Below are 18157 nucleotides of genomic sequence, written 5' to 3' on the forward strand. Positions count from 1 at the left end.
GATGCGCGAAACTGCGACACTCACGGACAACAGAACGGGCAAAAGCTACGAATTCCCGATATTAAAAGGCACGATGGGACCCGACGTCATCGACATCTCGACGTTTTTTAGCGACACGGGGATGTTCACCTTTGACCGCGGCTACACCTCGACTGCGATGTGTCGCTCCTCTATCACCTACATCGACGGGCTAAAAGGCGAGCTGATGTATCGGGGCTACGACATCGCCTATCTTGCCGAGAATAAGACCTTTTTGGACGTGGCGTATCTGCTTTTAAACCGCGAGCTACCAAACAAAGCCCAATACGACGCCTTTAAGCTCGAGCTTAAAAAGCGCAGCTTCATCCACGAGGGTATGATGAAAATTTTTGACGCCTTCCCTGATAAAGCGCACCCTATGGCGATCTTGCAGGCATCAGTCTCGGCACTCTCGGCTTTTTACTCAGATCACCTCAATATGGACAAGCCAGAAGAATACCGCGAGATGGCGATGCGAATCATTGCAAAGATCCCGACCATCGCCGCATTCAGCTATCGCTACTCGCGCGGACTGCCGATCATTTATCCAAATTTAGACCGCGGCTTTACCGAAAATTTCCTTTACATGATGCGCAGCTACCCTTACGAGCACGTCGATCTAAAGCCTATCGAAGTAAAGGCGCTTGACACCGTCTTCATGCTACACGCCGATCACGAGCAAAACGCCTCCACCACGACCGTGCGCACCGTGGGCTCGACGCACGCGCACCCGTATGCGTGCATCTCGGCTGGCATCGGCGCGCTTTGGGGCTGGGCACATGGAGGCGCCAACGAGGGCGTCATCCGCCAGCTAGAGGAGATCGGCTCGGTCGAAAATGTCGATCGCTACATCGCTCGCGCCAAGGACAAGAACGATCCGTTTAGGCTACTTGGCTTTGGGCATCGCGTGTATAAAAATTTCGACCCGCGCGCAAAGGTGCTAAAAAAGATGCGCGACCAGCTAGTTAGCGAGATCGGTATAAATTCGGGGCTCATAAAGATAGCCAACCGCATCGAGGAGATCGCCCTAAATGACGATTATTTTGTCAGTCGCAACCTCTACCCAAATGTCGATTTTCACTCGGGGCTCATTTTGAAGGCCCTTGGCATCCCAAACAATATGTTCGCTGTGATCTTCGTCATCGGCCGTACACCGGGCTGGATCAGCCAGTGGATCGAGCTAAAAGAGCAAGACAGCATCAAGATCGTGCGTCCGCGCCAGCTCTATGTCGGCGAGACCAACCGCACACCAAAATCATGAGAAGCGTTTAAATTTTGAAAAACACAGATGATCTACTAACCCTTGCCAAGGTCGCCGCACTGGCCGCCGGCGAGCAGATAAAAGAGCATTATGAGAATTTCACGCTCACGCTAAAGGCCGACCGCTCACCACTCACTAGCGCCGATCTGGCCGCAAACGAGGCTATCATCAAGATCCTAAGCCAAAGCGGTCTGCCCGTTTGCTCGGAGGAGAAGATTTTAGAGCCTAAAAGTTGCGAAAATTTAGAGCGGTTCTGGCTAGTAGACCCGCTTGACGGCACGAAAGAATTCATCGCTAAAAACGGAGAATTTTGCGTTTGCATCGCCTTGATAGAAAACGAACGCCCTACCCTTGGCGTGATATTTATCCCTCACACGAACGAGCTCTTTTACGCAAGCGAGGGCGGAGCTTTTAAAGAAATTTTGGACGCGAAGGGTAAAATTTTAGCCAAAATAAACCTACACCAAAGCAGGCAAAACGGCAAAAATTTCATCTTGCTAAGCCACAGGAGCAAAAGCCTCAAGGCAAAATCTATCGCCGCAAAACTCAGTCTAAATCACGCTAAAATAGGCTCTGCGATAAAATTTTGCCGTCTGGCGGAGGGAAGTGGCGGCGTTTATGCGAGATTTAGCCCCAGCTGCCTTTGGGACAATGCCGCGGGCGACGCGATAGTCTGCTTTAGCGGCGGGACAGTCGTGGACGCTAGCACGCATCTGCCGCCAAGATACGACATAAAAACGCTCTCCAGTCCTCACTTCATAGCTCTAAGCCGCGAAAATTTAGGCCTTTTAGAGCCTATCTTAGACCTTTGTGAGGATAAAATTTAGGCAGATCGGCTGACTGCCAATTTCGATCACTCGTGCTTGTCTGAAAGCCGCCATTTCTCCTCTTCAAGGTCGATCTGATATAAAAATCTGCGTATGAGCTCCTCGTCGATACGCGGGTCTTTGTTTAGCTGCGCTAGCACGCGGCGCTGCTCGTTTAGGATAGCAAAATACCTCTCTTTTGCGTCCGCAGTGATACCGCAGCTATCGGCTGATAGCCTAAAGTCCCAAACTTTTTTTAGGCTTTGCAGCAAAAAGCTCTCATCATTTTCAAAGTGGCTTTGCATGAAATTTAGCGACGAGTGCGCTAATGTCTTTCGTATCAGTGTCTCCGCCTGCGTGTGCTGCATGTAGTCATCACCGCCAGGGATCTTTACATTTTGTATCAACAATGGCAGCGTGAGCCCCTGCACAACGAGCGTCATCATTATCACCACAAAGGTGATGAAAAGGATGAGATCGCGGTGCGGAAACGCCTCACTGCCCGCCATTATCGGGATAGATAGCGCAGACGCGAGAGATACGACACCGCGCATACCAGCCCAGCCGATCACTAGTGGCGCGCCTTTACCGGGGTATTTGTCATCGGCGACCGTGATGAAATTTCTCATCAGCATCGTTACCGCTACACCTGCATAAGAAGCCATGATACGCGCTACAACGATCACGGCGGTGATGAGCAAGCCATATCCTGTGGCTGTCATCAGCGAGACGCCCTCTCTTTGCAACCCTTCTAAAATTTGCGGCAGATCAAGCCCGATGAGAGCAAACACGAGACCGTTTAAGATAAAGATGAAATTTCGCCACACCGGCACGGCATGAGTGCGCGTGGCAGCGTCGAACATCTCGTTTCGCCTGGCGGAGAGATAAAGCCCTCCGGCGACCACCGCGAGCACGCCCGAGGCGTGGATCTCCTCAGCCAAAATATACATCGCATAAGGTGTCATGAGCGTTAGGATCGTATCCATATTTGCATCAAAAGGCAAAATTTTATGCAGCCTGCAGACGATAAACGCCACCGCAAGTCCCGCTCCCACGCCGCCTGCGATCATCCAGACAAAACTACCCGCCGCCTCGTACCAGACAAACTGCCACGTCGTCACGGCGACTGCGGCAAAGCGAAAGATGATGAGCGAGGAGGCATCATTTAGCAGACTCTCACCCTCAAGTATCGCCGAGACGCGCTTTGGCACTTTGACAAATTTTAAAATCGCAGCTGCACTCACGGCATCAGGCGGCGAGACGATGGCGCCCAGCAAAAAGCCAAGTGCGAGCGAAAAGCCCGGTATCAGCCAGTTTGCGACGAGTGCAACGGCGGCAGCGGTGATGAAAACCACGACGAAAGCAAAGCCGCCGATCATGCGTCGCCATTTATAAAGCTCTTTATACGAGACCGCCCATGCGGCTTCGTAAAGAAGCGGGGGCAAAAATACGATGAAAATGAGCTGGGGGTCGATACGGATGTGGGGTAAATTTGGCACGAAACTGATCGCCAGCCCACCAAGTACTAAAAGTATCGGATAGGCGATTTTTAGGCGGTTTGCGAGCATTATTAGAGTTACGATCAGCGCGAGCAGTCCAAGAAATAGCAAGAATTTTTCGGTCATTTTTGATCCTAAATTTAAATGTGCGAGTATAACAAAATGAGGCTTACGGGCGGTTTATCTTACGGCTCGGCTACGCGAAGTCAAAATTTGTAGGATTTTTAAATTTGGCTCTGTTATAATATTTCATTGATTTTTAGCTCTTAAAGCGAAGTCAAACCTTGCGAAACGACGCTATCGCCGCCGCTCTAGTTACATTTGCGAGCATGGCGAAGCAAAAAATCAGTGAAGCTGTAAAGCTCGTGCTATATGTTCGGCGCCTTGCGGAGTGAGCAAGGTTTTTGCTTCACTTTGTTCGCAACTGCAAAGCAGAAGCGAACATCAATATTTTAATAAACAGAGCCAATTTATTTATCTTAGCGTAGTCAAAACTTCGCTACGAACAAGGTAAGTGGTAGCTGACCGCGCGTCTGCTTGTAGTTGCAAAGTAAAAATCGTGCTACAGCTCCTGTGATAAACATCAAATCTCCTCAAAAAGAAACAGCGCACTAAACAGCTTTGCGGTCTCTTTTACGAGCCTGAGGGCGTATTTGTTTATCTTTTCGCCTTTGATCTCCTTGTCATTGTCGTAAATTCTCATCTTATTTTTATTTATATACGCCGCAAACATCGCCCCTATCTGCTCGATAGAATTTTTACCGTCAAATTCAAGCCCGATGAGATAGTCCGTATTTTTGATATTTTCATTGAAATTTAGCTCGCTGGCAAAGGCGATATCGGGCTTTTCGTGATTTAAAAAATACCTCAAATAATCCACCACATAAGGCTTTAGTCTCGATCTGCCCGGCTCATACTCGATATTTTTAAATTCCTTCACGGCCAGTGCGGTATTATCGTTTGCAGAGAGTAGTTTTACAAACGCCAGATAGACATTTAGCTTCTGCCCTGGCAAAAGCTCTAAAATTTGAGATAAATTTATACTGGCAGGATACATTTTGTGAAAGACTTCGCACAGCCAGTCGATGTTTTCCGGCATATATTTATCGTCAGCATTTAGCCAAGAGCCATCCTCTTTTTTAAAATTTATCATGATATGAAGCTTATTCAGATCACTTGGTCCGATCTGCTTATCGGCGACCTTGGCGTAAGCGTCCTTGTGCACGATGAGGCTTTGTCTAAACGCTCTGTTTGTAAGAAAGTCCAAAAGCTGCTCGGACTCTACTCTGTCTTTAAATTTCTCGTTTTTATATGTATCGACATCGCTAGCGCCAAGATCAGGCCTAAATATATCGGACAAATCGCTCTCGCAAAGATAGGCGAGCCCGTTTTTATCAAGGTCGCCAGCAAAATCCTTAAAATAAAAAGGATCGTTTACATGCTCGAGGTATTCGTGCAGGATATAGTGATCCTCTTGCGTTTTGATGATATCTAGCCAGTTTAAAAGCGCCAAAGCCGGCATTTGTTTTTCTATGCTGCCGCTTTGCACCTTATCTTGCAGGTGTTTCTCGTAAATTTTAAGCGCCTCTTTGGCGGCTCTTAGTCTGCCCTGCGCACTTTGCTCGTGCTTGGACGCTAAAAGCATCAAATCGCGCAAGATGTCCTTGACCTTCCAGCCGGGATAGGTGTTATAAGAGATGAAAGCCACGCCGTTTTGGCTTAAATTTTCTTTTACAACGCGCAGGATCGCCTCTTTGACAAAGTCTGGCACCCAGCTATAAACGCCGTGAGCGATGATGTAGTCAAATTTCTGCACTCCCACATCAGCTGCACTAAATTCGCAGATATCTTTTTGCACGAGGGTTAAATTTTTTATACCGATCTCGCTCAGAATTTCGCATCCGCGCCTTATTTGCTCTTCGCTTAGATCGACACCGACTAGCTTTGCGTTTGGATTATGCAGGGCAAACGGTATGAGATTGCCACCAAAGCTGCAGCCTATCTCTAATATCCTGGCGTTTTGACTGGATGCGGGCTCGATGCCAAGTAGCGCCGCACACGCCTCCAGCCTCAGAGGCGAGCACTGCGGGAAGGCTTTAGAGGTGTAGGTCAGCTCGTCGTATGATCTTTTTATATCATTTTGTATGTCGCCCATCTTCGTCCTTTAAATTTACTTTGGTTGGCAAATTTAGACTAAAACGCCCTGTTTTTTATGAGCTCTAGCGCATTTTTGGCGTCGTCTTGCGGCTTTAGCACCAAATCTGCGCGCACGATCTTGCCGCCTTTTATGATGAGAGTCTGGCGAAAATAAAATTTCTTGCCGTCCCCGCTTGAAAACACGGGAAGCTCCAGCGCACGCTCAAGGGCGAAATCAGCGTCGTTTAAGAACATGAATTGCGCGCCGGTGTCCTCTTTGAATTTTATCTGCTCCGCAAGATCTTGCGTCCCGATAGCTACGACCATAAAGCCAAGCTCGTTAAATTCGCTCATCAGTCTTTTGTATTCGCCCGCTTGCACGGTGCAGCCGGTCATGCCCTCGGTGTTTTTGAGCTGTTCGCTTAAAAATTTGCCGCTCTCGCCCATCTTAGGATACAAAAACACGACGCAATCATGCGTCCTGGCAAACGCCGAAAAGTCGAAATCCTCGCCCTTTAGACCCTTTAAATGTATGCTCGTAGGAATTTTGATCATATCGATCCTTGTAAAATTTTAATGAAATCTTAAGCGCATTATAACATTTAAAATATTGGTTTTTGTCTAGCATAGTCAAGGTCTTATGAAGCGACACTATTTTGCTTCGCAACTGCAAGCAGACGCCGCCGATTTTCAGCGAAACGAAGTGAGCGCTAAAATCGTGCTACACGTTCGTCACTTTGTGGAGCGAATAAGATTTGCGAAGCGCTTATAATAAGGCATAAACAACAAAATTTTGAAATTTCATCCGATAAATTTAGCTTACTTGCTCTTGGTATTGAAAAAATATACCAAAAACAACACGCCAAAGCTGATAGCAAGCATCAAGGCGGCATATACGTGCGCCTTGGTATAATCAAGCATCTCGACCGCCTCGAATATCGCGATACTAGCGACCTTCGTCTCACCGGCGACGCTTCCGCCTATCATCAACACGACGCCAAATTCTCCCATCGTATGCGCGAAACTAACGACGATCGCTGTTAATAAGCTTGGCTTGATATTTGGCAAGATCACGCGAAAAAGTGTCTCGAATTTACCCTTACCAAGCGAATAACTAGCCTCGAACAAGCTCTTACTGAGGCTATTTAGTCCCGCGTATATAGGCTGAAACATGAAAGGAAGCGAATATATGCAACTTGCCACGACCAGCCCCGTGAAGTTGAAAACAAGCCTGACGTCAAAAACGCTCTCAAAAAATTTACCGATAGGCGAATAGGGTGAAAGAAATATGAGCAGATAAAAGCCTAAAACGCTAGGCGGTAGCACGAGTGGCAAAGAGATGACAGCCTCGATGACTGGCTTGCCCCAAAAATCCCTGCGCGACATCGCATAAGCCAAAGCAAGCGCTACGAAAAATAGTATGGCGCTTGAAACCAAAGAGAGCTTTAAAGATAGATAAAACGGCGAGAAATCTATATCAAACATGGCTTGCTCTCATCGTTTGCGGGTAAATCCCATTTAAATTTACGTCCGATCTAGCGTGCATTTTCGCCCTCTATCTTTTGCAAATTTACATTAAAGGCCTTTGCACTCACGGTGACGATATCGCCCGCCTTTAGCCCGGCCGCTTCGTCGCAGCTTAGCACTATCTCGCAAAGCTGCTGGCCCACGAGCACGAGCGCTACAAATATCGCGTCGCAGCGTTTTATCTCTAAAATTTTGCCGTTAAATGCAAATTTTTGAGAGCCGGACTGCTTTAAAAACACCTCCGCAGGGCTCGCCGCGGTGCTTACCTTACCGCCATCAAGCACGAAAACTTTCGAGCAAAGCTTATAGATCTCGCCCACATCGTGACTGACGAGCACTACGCTCATCTTGAATTCGGCGTGAAGCGCTTGCAAATAATCTTGCAGCTTACCTCTCATGTCGTTATCAAGAGCACTTAGCGGCTCGTCAAGCAGTAAAATTTCAGGCCGTCTCATCAGCGCACGAGCGAGCGCGACACGCTGTTTTTGACCGCCGGATAGCTTTGAGATACGCGCGTCTTTTAGGCTACCTAACTCGCACATGGCTAAAAGCTTATCCGCAAGCTGCTTGTCTTTGTTTGCAAAGAGTAAATTTTCAAGCACGTTCATATTTTCAAACAGGGCGTAATCCTGAAACAAAAACCCGATATTTCGCTTTTGTGCCGGTAAATTTACGTTTTCGTCGAAAAAGACTCGCTCGCCGACCTTGATGCGTCCGCTATCTGGCGTTTCAAAGCCGGCCAGCAAGCGCAAGATGGTCGTTTTGCCGCCACCGCTCTTACCGTAAAGCGCGACGAATTCACCGCGATTTATCTGTAAATTCGCATCGAGGACGAATCTCCCGCTAGCGCCGCTGAGCTCTTTTTTGCACGAAATTTCAATCATCGATGCCGCTTATGTGGACGCAGGTCGATTTGACATAGGCAAAGACGCTGTCGCCCTCGTTTAAATTCAGCTCATTGCAAGAAAGGCTGGAGATTATGCTCTCAAACTCGAACTGAGCGAATTTCAGATGAATAACACTTAAAATTTCGCCCTTTGAAATTTTAAGTATTTTGCATGGAAGTTCATTGCGTATCGAGCAGTTTTGAAGCTTTGAAGTAGCGATTATCACATCGGAGCTTTTGAAATTTAGCCTGACGTTAAGACCCTCGCGCAAATGGCTGTGATCGCCAAGGGCTAGCATATAGATGACGGCATCGGTGCCTGAAATTTGAAATTTATAGCAACCGACGCCATCACGCTCAAGTATCTGTAAAATTTGCGCTTTTATCATTTAGCCGGGACGTTGTAGCCAAATTTTTTGAAAATTTCCCTACCTTTATCACCCAAAACGAAGTCGTAAAATGCCTTTGCTTCCGCGTTATTTTCGGCGCGTTTAGTTATCACGATACCTTGATCGATCGGAGTGTAGAGCTTTGGATCTACAAATGCGTAGTTCACGCCCTCTTTGTATTTTGACATTTTCTCGTCAAACAGCGCACTAGCCGCGATAAATCCGACATCAGCAGCGCTTAGAGCCTGAGAGAGGGTCTCTGAAATTTTTTGTGCATAGACGATATGTTTTTCGACTTTATCGAACAATTTCGCGTTTTTGAGCGCTTCGATACTTGCCTTGCCGTAAGGTGCGGTCTCAGGATTTGCTATCGAGATGGATTTTAGCCCCACGACTACGTTTAGTCCTTTTTTGAAGTCGATATTTCTGATAGAAAACATCGCAAGCGCGCCTTGTGCATAAACTACCGGCTTGGTCGCTGCAAATCCGCTGTCATATACCTTTTGAGTAAAGCCCATATCAGCAGCCATGAAAATATCAGCAGGCGCGCCATTTTGTATCTGCGTAGTGAGGCCGCCGCTCGCGCCAAGTGTCACATTTACCTTTGTTTGCGGGCTGACTTTGGCAAATTCGCTGATGAGCTCAGGGAAAGCGTATGTCGTATTTGCAGCCGCATAGACTGTTATATCCCCCGCAAATGCGCTGATAGCAAACGTTATACTCGCAACTATTGAAGAAAGAAATTTTTTCATTTACACTCCTATTATGATTTGTGATGATTTTACTACCGCCGTCAGCTCGTCGCCGACGCCTATTTGCATGTCCATAGCGCTATCTTTTGTGATTATAGCGGTCAGGGTCTGTTCGTCGCTTAGCTTCATCGTTATCTCGGCGCTAACCGCCCCTATTTTGGCCTCTATGACCTTGCCTTTTAGCTGATTTCGCGTGCTGAGATTAAGCTTCTCGTCGCCTTTTACCAGGATGACAGCCGGGGCTTTGAATATAAAGACGACCTTTTTGCCGACCTTTAGGGCTAAATTTTTCTCGCTTTCGACCGTGATAGTCGCGCTTAGAGTGCTGCCGTTGCTAAGGCGAGCGATGACTTCGGTATTCACCGCGCCTGAGTTTATATGCGTTATCTCGCAGCATAGCTGGTTGCGAGCGCTTAAATTCATACTCATGCGCTGTAAATTCACGATATCTATATCGTTAAAATCGACCTTCTCGCAGATCCTTTGTAAAAAATCTTTCTGCGCTTCAAGTATCGCATCGTAAATTTCGATCATCTTTTCGCCGTATTCGCTTAGCTCCGAGCCGCTATTTTTCTTGTTTCCGTCCGCGCGAACTATGAGAGGCTTGTGGCTTTTGTTGTTAAGAGTATCGAGACTGTCCCACGCATTTTTATACGAGATGCCTACAAAATCGGCCGCCTTGGTTATACTTTTTGTCTTTTTTACCGCTTTAAGAAGCTGTATATGCTTTGCTAAAACTTGTGTATCTTCGCTCAAAAACAGCTCTAAATTTACGTCCGCTTTCACCTTTTTCCTTTCTATATAATAATTTAATTTCGTAAGTATAGCTCATGCTATATATTAATTTACTTAAAATTTCAAATAAAGTGTTTTAATTCTTTTAAAGTTTCAAAAGGATAAAATCTAGACTAATTTTTAAAATTTTAGGCTATTATAGGACATTTTATGAGAATTTTGCTGGCTATTTTCTTTAGCACGCTACTAGCTTTTGCAAACCCTAGCACAAACGAAGCGGACGAATTCGATGTGGAATTTGACGCTAAAGCCAACACTTTTGACCCGCTAAGCGGCTACAACCGCGTGATGACGAATGTGAACGATTTTATATATTCAAACATGCTCACTCCTGCCGCCAAGGGCTACGCCTACGTAGTTCCAGAGCCCGCGCGCACCGCGATCTCAAACTTTTTTGACAATCTCATGTTCCCTATCCGCTTCGTAAATAACGTGTTGCAGCTTAAATTTCAAAATGCAGGCGAGGAGACGCTGAGATTTCTTGCAAATACGATAATCGGCTTTGGCGGACTGACCGACGGCGCAAAATACTACGGACTAAAAGAGTATGACGAGGATCTGGGGCAGACATTAGGATACTGGGGCGTAGGTAACGGCTTTCATATCGTTTGGCCGATATTAGGACCTTCAAATTTAAGAGATACTGCGGGCATGGTGGGAGATTATTTCGCAAATCCTATCAGCTATGTAAAGCCAAGAGAGCTATCCATCGGCATAGGCGCGTTTAAATACCTAAACGACTTCTCGCACGATCCGACGGCATACGATAAGCTAAAAAAAGATGCGGTCGATCTTTATCCGTTTCTACGCGACGGCTACGAGCAAAGACGCAACCATCTAATCAAGGAATGAATATGAAAATTTTAAAAATTTTACTTGCCGCAGCGCTATTTGCGTGTAGCCTTTGGGCGGTCTCTGAAAACGAGATCAAGCAAGAGGTGACTAAGCGCACGGACGAAGCCATCAAGGTGCTAAAAGATGCAAATTTAGACAACGCGACAAAGAGCAAGGCGCTGTTTGCGATATTCGATCCATTATTTGACTTTAAACAAATGGCTAAAATCAGCCTTGGCAAGCGCTACAACAGCCTAAGTGCCAGCGAGCAAAAGCAGTTTGACGAGGCTTTCGAGCAAAAGCTAAAAAGTTCATACATCGATAAGCTACTTAGCTACACCAATCAAGAAATAATCATAAAAGACGCGAGCAAACCTCAGCCAAATCGCTACTGGCTAAATTCCGAGCTCATAAGCGAGGGCAAGCCTTATGAGTTTGTCTATAAATTTTACGACGCGAAGGAGCGCGGCTGGCTGATATACGATCTTGACATCATAGGCGTGAGCATCATCCAGACATACCGCAGTCAGTTCGCCGACTTGCTTGACAACACCGACTTTGCGACGCTGATAGCAAAGCTAAATCAAACGACCCTACCAAATCAAGGCGACAAATAGCCCTTGATGCGCGCTATCTTTAAATTTATCCTGACCTTTGACAAGCTCATCATCGCGCTTGTCTTGGCACTAAGTGCGCTATTTGGCTACTTTAGCACGAAGCTTAGCATAGACGCCTCGGCGGAAACGCTCCTGCTGGAACACGACCCGGACCTTGAGGCCTGGCGCGAAATTTCAAAACGCTACATCTCACCGACCTATCTTGTGGTGACCTACACGCCCAAAAATGGCGATCTGTTAGCTAACGAGAGCCTTGATCTCATCAAAAATTTAAGCGACGAACTAGCCAAAAACGATATGGTGCAAAACGTCCTTTCTATCCTGAACGTCCCGCTCCTTGAGAGCGTAGATGGCGGGCTGACGGGCATTTTCAAACATACTCCTACGCTGATGGATGCGGATATAAACAAAAGCAAGGCAAGGGAGGAATTCGCTCGTAGCCCGCTTTATAGCGGCAACCTCGTCAGTAAGGACCTAAAAACCACAGCCATCGTGCTAAATTTAAAGGGTGACGAGAAATTTAACGAGCTTTTAAACGAGCGAAACGAGCTTAGCCTAAAAGAGCAAAACGGCACCATAAGCGTAGCCGAAAATGTGAAATTTGAGGAGGTGAAGGCCGAGTTCAAGCGCTACCGAGACGAGCTAAGGATCAAGGAGCATGAAAATTTAGAGCGCATAAAAGCCAGCATCGCGAAATTCAACAGCCAAAACAGCTTATTCCTGGGCGGCGCAAATATGATAGCCGATGATATGATAAGCTTTGTCAAAAGCGATCTTTACATTTACGGTATCAGTGTTTTGCTACTACTTGGCTTTAGCTTGTGGCTATTTTTCAGGCAGATACGCTGGATAGTACTGCCGATATTCATCTGCGCGGTGAGCGTAGTTTTTACGACCGGGATATTTGGGCTCTTTGGCTGGGAGGTAACGGTGATCAGCTCAAACTACATCGCCCTGCAGCTCATCATCACCATCTCCACGGTCATCCACCTCATCGTAAGCTACCGAGAATTTTACATAAAGCACCCAAAATACAGTCAAAAGCAGCTCGTCTATCTCACGATGTGCGATAAATTCAGCCCATCTTTTTGGGCGATATTTACGACGATCATCGGCTTTAGCTCGCTAGTGACCGCTGACATCAAGCCCGTCATAATGCTAGGCGTGATGATGAGCTCGGGTATCGCGGTATCGCTTGTGCTCGCGTTTTTATTGTTTGGCTCGATAGTTGTGAATTTAAGTAAAATTCCGCCTGTGAGGACGTTTGAAAACAAATTCCACTTTACCAAGCAATGCGCCGCTATCGCCATAAATTCGCGTAAATTTGTCTACGGCGTCTGCGTTTTGGTCGTAGTTTTCGGGCTTTATGGTATCAGCAAACTAAAGGTCGAAAACAGCTTCATCGGCTACTTCAAAGAAGACACGCAGATCCGCCAAGGCATGCAGATCATAGACACCAAGCTAGGTGGCACGATCCCGGTAGACATCATCGTGACCTTTAAGGATAGCGCGCGGGCAAAAGACGATGGCGGGCAAAAGGACGAATTTGAAAGTGAATTCGACGCGGATGCAAACGACGCTAAGTATTGGTTTAATAGCTACCACATGCGTGTAGCGGAGAAGGTCCACGACCATCTAAAAAAGCAAAATTTCATCGGCAACGTAAGCTCGCTGGGCACTCTCATCAAAGTCATGAAAGAGCTAAACAACGGCGAAGTCGATGATTTCCTACTCGCGGCGATGTATGAGAAACTGCCGCAAAACTACAAAAATATACTCCTGACCCCTTACGTGAGCGTAGAAAACAACCAGCTACGATTTAGCATGCGCATCATCGACAGCGATAAAAATTTACGCCGCAACGAGTTTTTAAAAGAGCTCAAAGCCGGCGTAGAGGAGATCAGTAAAAACGACGATGTAAAGGTCGAAACGGTCGGCATGATGGTGCTTTACAACAACATGCTTCAAAATTTGCTAAGCTCGCAGGTCGATACTTTCGGGCTGACCGTGCTCATGCTATTTGTCGTATTTTGCTTTATATTTAAAAGTATCAAGCTAGCCACGATCGCCATCGTCTCAAACATCATCCCGCTTTGCACGCTATTTGGCGTGATGGGCGTCTTTGGCATACCGCTTGATGTCATGAGTATCACGATCGCAGCCATCAGTATCGGCATCGGCGTCGATGACATCATCCACTACATACACCGCTTCCGCGAGGAGCGCCTCACAAAAGGCGTAGTAGAGAGCATAAAAGCCAGCCACGCTAGCATCGGATACGCGATGTATTACACCTCGTTCACGATATTTTTGGGCTTTAGCGTGATGATAACGAGCAACTTCATACCGACTATTTATTTTGGACTTTTGACCGATCTGGTAATGGTATTCATGCTGCTTGGCGCACTCATAATACTGCCAAGCCTCATCATAAGCTTTGTGAAAAAGTGAAATAAAATTTGGCTCTGTTATAAGCCTTAAACTAACGCTTCGCAAATCTTATTCGCTCCGCAAGGCGCCGAACATATAGCACGATTTTTGCGGTCAGTCTTACGACTTCCCTAAAAATCGGCGGCGATAGCGTCGTTTCATAAGATTTGGCTACGCTCAAACATTTAAAATTTTAAAAATCAACTTTATTATAACAAAGCCAAATTTCATTTCATTATCTTTAAAAACGAATAAACATCAGCTACGCCGTCGATGTGCTTAGCGTACCATATAGCGTGCTTTTCTTGCTCGATGCTATCCACGACTCCGCTAAATACGACATCGCAGCCCACGATACTGACCCTGACATTCGTGCCCTCGACGATGCTGTCTTTAAATAAATTTTGCTTCAAATCGGTTAAAATTTTAAGGCTATCGCAGGGATAGTCCTGCTTTTTTATCTGCAAATACGTATAAATTTTGCGCACACCGTCCGTATCTTTGGCGAGTTCTACGAGCTTATCTTGCATACTCATATCATCTACGAGCCCGATGAGATAGACATCACCGTAAAAGCACTCGATCTCGATGTCAAGGTTGCTAAGCCCTTTTGAAAAGAAAATTTTGCTTCGTAGTTTGCTCTGGATAAATTTATCTCGCGTGATAGAGTAGATGCCGCGCTGATCGCGCGAGATCGAGTAGGCGTCGTAGACGTTAAGCGGTGCGGTAGCCGGGGTGAGCAGAGCCGAGCAGCCAGAGAGTGACAATATCAAAACCATAGCGACAACGGCCCTTAAAATGGTAAGATCCTTATGAATTTTGCTCGAATTATAGCATTTTTAAGCCATGCTTTGGGCTCGGGGCGGCTATTTTTATTAAAATTTTAAATTTAATAAAAATTTGAAGTAAAATTTACATAAAATTTGTTAAAATACGCTCACTTGCGGAGGATAAAGTGATCTGGTGGCGCTCACGGACTTCAAATCCGATGGCGGGGCGGTTGACCGTCTTGCGGGGAGTTCGATTCTCTCATCCTCTCGCCAAAATTTCGACTAATACATTAAATTTATAAAGTAGACTAGCCAAAGCTAGCCTACTCATATTTTAAAATTTGATCTCCCATGTAAATTTGAAGTTTCTGCCAGGAGCGTAAAATCTTTTGATACCAGCACCAGTATTTTGATCTATTAGATTTGTCGTTCCAAAACCACGTATCGATCTTGCACTATCCCAAGTCATATATTTTTGATCAGTTATATTGTAAAGCCCAAAACTAAATGCAAAATTTTTAGCCGGTCTTGCATAGGCTATCAGGTCAAAAACGGTGTAGTTTCCGCTCCTCCATGCCATCTTGCTATCTGTTACAGGTTTACCTTTTATCATTTTGCCGGGGACTAAATTACCACTATCAGGGTCTATGTGCTCCATTTGATCCTTCCAATACATATTGTAGGTATCTTCTGCCTTTTTTTCTCCGACATCCGTTATATAAAAGTCTATACCATATTTATCACCCGGTGTTGAGTAGCCTAGCGTATACACAGAGGTCGTAGGCTGAATAGCATTCATAGGGATACTTCCGTCCATTCTACCCTTTTGATGAGTAAATTTATATCCTATCCTAAAGCCCTCAAGCGACGAAAAAGCATCTCCTAATTCTACACGAGAGCTTATCTCAAAACCATTAACTTTAGCGCTATCTCTATTTATATTTTGCCAAAAAGGATACTGTAAAGCACTTCCAACCTCAACGGCTTTCATCCTTAAAAATACCAAATCTATAAAATTTTCATAATCCGTTTTAAAAACATTAAATGATATAAAACTTTGATTTTTATAAAAAGTGAGTGCAGCCTCTTTGGTCTTAGCTATCTCAGCCTTTAAATTTGTATTTGGTGCAATAGAAAAGCTAGGATGCTTAAACGTCATATACATCTCATCTGATGTAGGCGCACGAAAGCCCTTTGAGTATTTAACTTGAAATCTCATAAACGATAATGGATCTAAATTTAATCCAAAGATATAAGAATCACTTTTAAATTCCTTATTCTGCAACAATATATCCAAATTTTGTCTAATATTTTCATTCATACAATCTGTATTATATCCGCAAGTAGCCCCCGGACCGTAAGCATTACCAGGAAGAGGAACAAAGATACCGGCAATCAATCCTTTTGGTACTGGAACGCTCGTATCATATTTTGGGACATGCTTTACTTTGTCATATCTATAATTTAAATCAAATCCCAGCCAATCAGTAAGCTTTAGATTGTCTCCAACAAAAAATGCCGTTGTTTTAGTCTCAACAGGGATGAGATATGTCTGCTTTGCATTAGTATTACTTTTTGAGCTATAAGCTCTAGGGTACCAATCTGGATGCAAAACGTAACCATTTGCATCAGCATTGGGGTTGCTCGGATCAAACTTATATCCATAAAATTTATCCGCCCACCATTTTTCATTTGCCCCCTTAAAGCCATCTTGATCTACCATACTTTTTTTAGTTTTTTCAAAAAGTGCACCATATTTTACAGAATGTTCCATGCCTAAAAGTTCGAATTCTTTTTCAAAATTTATATCAAATTGTTTCGTATCTGTATTGAGATCCCTATCGTGATATTGATCTTCTACATAACCGGCCGATTTTGGTCTCGCGATTCTTAAATCTTCTATATCTCCATTTGGGTCTAACTCTCTTTTTACTCGTCCATATTTTGTGCCATCTGGTGCGGTCAATATCTCTATGTCTCTATCTACATAATCGTGATGATATTGTCCAAAGCCATCTTCATATACTCTAGAAACTCTAAATTTTTTAGTGCAATCTACTTTTGAGCAGTTTAAAAACATATAATTGACTTCACCACCATTATCTTGCCAAACTACCTTATTGCCATTACTATCCTTAAAAACTCTACTATCAGATAGCCATTCATTGGTATCAGATTCGGGCGTAAGCTCTTTGCCATTTTTATCTACTATCTTATACACTCCTGCATCTTTATCATATACCATATTTAGTCCTGATGGGTTTCTTACGTTATTGCACCCGTCATTATTGCAGTATTCGTCCGTCCTTGCTTTATTTTTTATCTTTTGAGTTGAGTAAGAAATTTTAAAACTATCCCAAAACGGGGTCTCTACAAAATTTTCATAAGCGACTTGGATATTTTTCCTAGTGGATTTATCATTAGTAAGTCTCTCGCCTAACGCAGTATCTTGCAAAGAGTAGCTATATGAACGAAGTGCATACGATAGGTCCTCTCCATTTGATTTAAGAGTGGAGTCATCATGCATAACGCTAAACCTATGCTCATCGCTCGGCTGAAAACCAACCTTTACCATAGTACTTTTTCTTTGTATATTATAAGGATCGGCTTTCTCGCGAGTTCTACCTACATGAGTCCTATCCTCGTCACCATTGTAAATATCGTAAAAATAGTTTTTTGTCTCGTGTCCATCTCTTAATGTATTTACAATCAATATATCAAACCATTTGAGCCTAGCAGCGGCTGTAATAGACCTAAAATTTTGACTATCTCTACTTTGGTAACCATTTTTAAAACCAAAATACCAGTTCTTATCTATCAGATAATCCCTAGCATCCTTTGTCTCAAACATCACAGAGCCACCAAGTGCACCTGAGCCAGTTTTCATAGAGTCGGCTCCTTTTGTTATGGTAGCCATTTTGACGTTTTCCATCTCTACGCTATTGCGAGTATTATTAAAATTTCCGTATCCCTCAAAAAGCTCCTTAAATCCAGTAGATGATAATGTCTCGGCCTGGCGCAAACCATCTATCATGATAGCTACACGATTTTCATCTACGCCGCGTATAGCATATCCACTATTACCAAATCTTCCCCCTTCTACTACCGTTACGCCTGTTTCGTACTTTACCAAATCTTTACTATCGCTTACTTGTTGCCTTTCAAGCGTCTCAGCACTTTTCTTAGTCTCCCCGACCTTTTTGGTCTTCACATCGTCATCAGGCGTCGTGCCGATAACTTCGATACTATCTAGCTTTACATCCTTTTCGTCTGCTGCGAATAACCCTCCTGTGTTTAGAATCAGTAAAGCAATCAAAGACAACTTTAATCTGTTGCCACTCATAAAAACTCCTTGAATTTATTAAAAATTTTGATTACACGATATATAGCAATTTATATAATCTTTATCAATTTTTGAGCGTATTTTAAAATGAAAA

At 44.7% G+C, this 18157-nt stretch carries 15 protein-coding genes and 1 tRNA gene; 6 read left to right on the plus strand and 10 right to left on the minus strand.

What is annotated here, in order from left to right; all coding sequences use genetic code 11:
• The first annotated feature begins 1 nt into the window (after nucleotide 1).
• Both HMPREF1139_RS08040 and HMPREF1139_RS08045 read left to right on the plus strand, forming a co-directional pair.
• Nucleotides 2–1279 (plus strand): citrate synthase, encoded by a 1278-nt coding sequence (locus HMPREF1139_RS08040; protein ID WP_009650825.1) that lies wholly within the window; start codon nucleotides 2–4, stop codon nucleotides 1277–1279.
• Between the two features lie 14 nt (nucleotides 1280–1293).
• The gene (locus tag HMPREF1139_RS08045) at nucleotides 1294–2106 is read left to right on the plus strand and encodes a 3'(2'),5'-bisphosphate nucleotidase CysQ family protein (protein WP_009650889.1); all 813 of its coding nucleotides are present in this window, start codon (nucleotides 1294–1296) and stop codon (nucleotides 2104–2106) included.
• A gap of 26 nt (nucleotides 2107–2132) precedes the next feature.
• Here HMPREF1139_RS08045 and HMPREF1139_RS08050 read toward each other — a convergent pair whose 3' ends face one another.
• From HMPREF1139_RS08050 to HMPREF1139_RS08085, 8 genes are all read right to left on the minus strand, one after another.
• Nucleotides 2133–3710, minus strand: coding sequence for a Na+/H+ antiporter (locus tag HMPREF1139_RS08050; RefSeq protein WP_009650962.1), 1578 nt, complete (start codon nucleotides 3708–3710; stop codon nucleotides 2133–2135).
• 457 nt (nucleotides 3711–4167) lie between these two features.
• Entirely contained in the window at nucleotides 4168–5739 is a 1572-nt protein-coding gene (locus tag HMPREF1139_RS08055; protein WP_009650848.1) for a class I SAM-dependent methyltransferase, read from the minus strand.
• Between the two features lie 38 nt (nucleotides 5740–5777).
• Entirely contained in the window at nucleotides 5778–6275 is a 498-nt protein-coding gene (locus HMPREF1139_RS08060; protein WP_009650898.1) for a redoxin domain-containing protein, read from the minus strand.
• A 264-nt stretch (nucleotides 6276–6539) separates the two neighbouring features.
• Nucleotides 6540–7205 (minus strand): molybdate ABC transporter permease subunit, encoded by a 666-nt coding sequence (gene modB, locus HMPREF1139_RS08065; protein WP_009650869.1) that lies wholly within the window; start codon nucleotides 7203–7205, stop codon nucleotides 6540–6542.
• A 50-nt stretch (nucleotides 7206–7255) separates the two neighbouring features.
• Complete coding sequence (locus tag HMPREF1139_RS08070; protein WP_009650811.1) at nucleotides 7256–8131, minus strand: sulfate/molybdate ABC transporter ATP-binding protein; 876 nt, start codon at nucleotides 8129–8131, stop codon at nucleotides 7256–7258.
• A complete protein-coding gene (locus tag HMPREF1139_RS08075) occupies nucleotides 8124–8522 on the minus strand; it encodes a TOBE domain-containing protein (protein ID WP_009650821.1) in 399 nt (132 codons plus the stop codon). Before HMPREF1139_RS08075 ends, HMPREF1139_RS08070 begins: the two co-directional genes overlap by 8 nt.
• Entirely contained in the window at nucleotides 8519–9274 is a 756-nt protein-coding gene (modA, locus tag HMPREF1139_RS08080) for a molybdate ABC transporter substrate-binding protein (RefSeq protein ID WP_009650879.1), read from the minus strand. The genes HMPREF1139_RS08075 and modA overlap by 4 nt, the downstream gene beginning before the upstream one ends.
• Nucleotides 9275–10060, minus strand: coding sequence for a TOBE domain-containing protein (locus HMPREF1139_RS08085; protein WP_009650850.1), 786 nt, complete (start codon nucleotides 10058–10060; stop codon nucleotides 9275–9277).
• Nucleotides 10061–10219: 159 nt separating this feature from the next.
• Between HMPREF1139_RS08085 and HMPREF1139_RS08090 the strand changes: the two genes are divergently transcribed.
• Genes HMPREF1139_RS08090 through HMPREF1139_RS08100 form a run of 3 tightly spaced genes read left to right on the plus strand, consistent with a single transcriptional unit; the run spans nucleotide 10220 to nucleotide 13971 of the window.
• Nucleotides 10220–10921 (plus strand): MlaA family lipoprotein, encoded by a 702-nt coding sequence (locus HMPREF1139_RS08090; protein WP_009650790.1) that lies wholly within the window; start codon nucleotides 10220–10222, stop codon nucleotides 10919–10921.
• A gap of 2 nt (nucleotides 10922–10923) precedes the next feature.
• Nucleotides 10924–11520, plus strand: coding sequence for a Tgt2/MlaC family protein (locus tag HMPREF1139_RS08095; protein WP_009650928.1), 597 nt, complete (start codon nucleotides 10924–10926; stop codon nucleotides 11518–11520).
• A gap of 6 nt (nucleotides 11521–11526) precedes the next feature.
• Complete coding sequence (locus HMPREF1139_RS08100) at nucleotides 11527–13971, plus strand: efflux RND transporter permease subunit (RefSeq protein ID WP_034966368.1); 2445 nt, start codon at nucleotides 11527–11529, stop codon at nucleotides 13969–13971.
• A 206-nt stretch (nucleotides 13972–14177) separates the two neighbouring features.
• Here HMPREF1139_RS08100 and HMPREF1139_RS08105 read toward each other — a convergent pair whose 3' ends face one another.
• A complete protein-coding gene (locus tag HMPREF1139_RS08105; RefSeq protein ID WP_009650804.1) occupies nucleotides 14178–14729 on the minus strand; it encodes a BON domain-containing protein in 552 nt (183 codons plus the stop codon).
• Nucleotides 14730–14895: 166 nt separating this feature from the next.
• Between HMPREF1139_RS08105 and HMPREF1139_RS11570 the strand changes: the two genes are divergently transcribed.
• Nucleotides 14896–14993 (plus strand) — tRNA-Sec (locus tag HMPREF1139_RS11570).
• Nucleotides 14994–15054: 61 nt separating this feature from the next.
• Here the strand turns inward: HMPREF1139_RS11570 and HMPREF1139_RS08110 are convergent.
• A complete protein-coding gene (locus HMPREF1139_RS08110; protein WP_009650936.1) occupies nucleotides 15055–18063 on the minus strand; it encodes a TonB-dependent hemoglobin/transferrin/lactoferrin family receptor in 3009 nt (1002 codons plus the stop codon).
• Nucleotides 18064–18157: the final 94 nt, after the last annotated feature.

Origin of the sequence: Campylobacter sp. FOBRC14 (assembly GCF_000287855.1) — a bacterium.
Taxonomy (GTDB): domain Bacteria; phylum Campylobacterota; class Campylobacteria; order Campylobacterales; family Campylobacteraceae; genus Campylobacter_A; species Campylobacter_A curvus.

Bases quoted from the DNA above. Each gene is read 5' to 3' on its own strand.
- modA (WP_009650879.1), bottom strand. From the start codon at position 9,274: ATGAAAAAATTTCTTTCTTCAATAGTTGCGAGTATAACGTTTGCTATC.
- HMPREF1139_RS08100 (WP_034966368.1), top strand. From the start codon at position 11,527: ATGCGCGCTATCTTTAAATTTATCCTGACCTTTGACAAGCTCATCATC.
- HMPREF1139_RS08050 (WP_009650962.1), bottom strand. From the start codon at position 3,710: ATGACCGAAAAATTCTTGCTATTTCTTGGACTGCTCGCGCTGATCGTA.
- HMPREF1139_RS08070 (WP_009650811.1), bottom strand. From the start codon at position 8,131: ATGATTGAAATTTCGTGCAAAAAAGAGCTCAGCGGCGCTAGCGGGAGA.
- HMPREF1139_RS08105 (WP_009650804.1), bottom strand. From the start codon at position 14,729: ATGGTTTTGATATTGTCACTCTCTGGCTGCTCGGCTCTGCTCACCCCG.
- modB (WP_009650869.1), bottom strand. From the start codon at position 7,205: ATGTTTGATATAGATTTCTCGCCGTTTTATCTATCTTTAAAGCTCTCT.
- HMPREF1139_RS08095 (WP_009650928.1), top strand. From the start codon at position 10,924: ATGAAAATTTTAAAAATTTTACTTGCCGCAGCGCTATTTGCGTGTAGC.
- HMPREF1139_RS08110 (WP_009650936.1), bottom strand. From the start codon at position 18,063: ATGAGTGGCAACAGATTAAAGTTGTCTTTGATTGCTTTACTGATTCTA.
- HMPREF1139_RS08040 (WP_009650825.1), top strand. From the start codon at position 2: ATGCGCGAAACTGCGACACTCACGGACAACAGAACGGGCAAAAGCTAC.
- HMPREF1139_RS08055 (WP_009650848.1), bottom strand. From the start codon at position 5,739: ATGGGCGACATACAAAATGATATAAAAAGATCATACGACGAGCTGACC.
- HMPREF1139_RS08075 (WP_009650821.1), bottom strand. From the start codon at position 8,522: ATGATAAAAGCGCAAATTTTACAGATACTTGAGCGTGATGGCGTCGGT.
- HMPREF1139_RS08090 (WP_009650790.1), top strand. From the start codon at position 10,220: ATGAGAATTTTGCTGGCTATTTTCTTTAGCACGCTACTAGCTTTTGCA.
- HMPREF1139_RS08060 (WP_009650898.1), bottom strand. From the start codon at position 6,275: ATGATCAAAATTCCTACGAGCATACATTTAAAGGGTCTAAAGGGCGAG.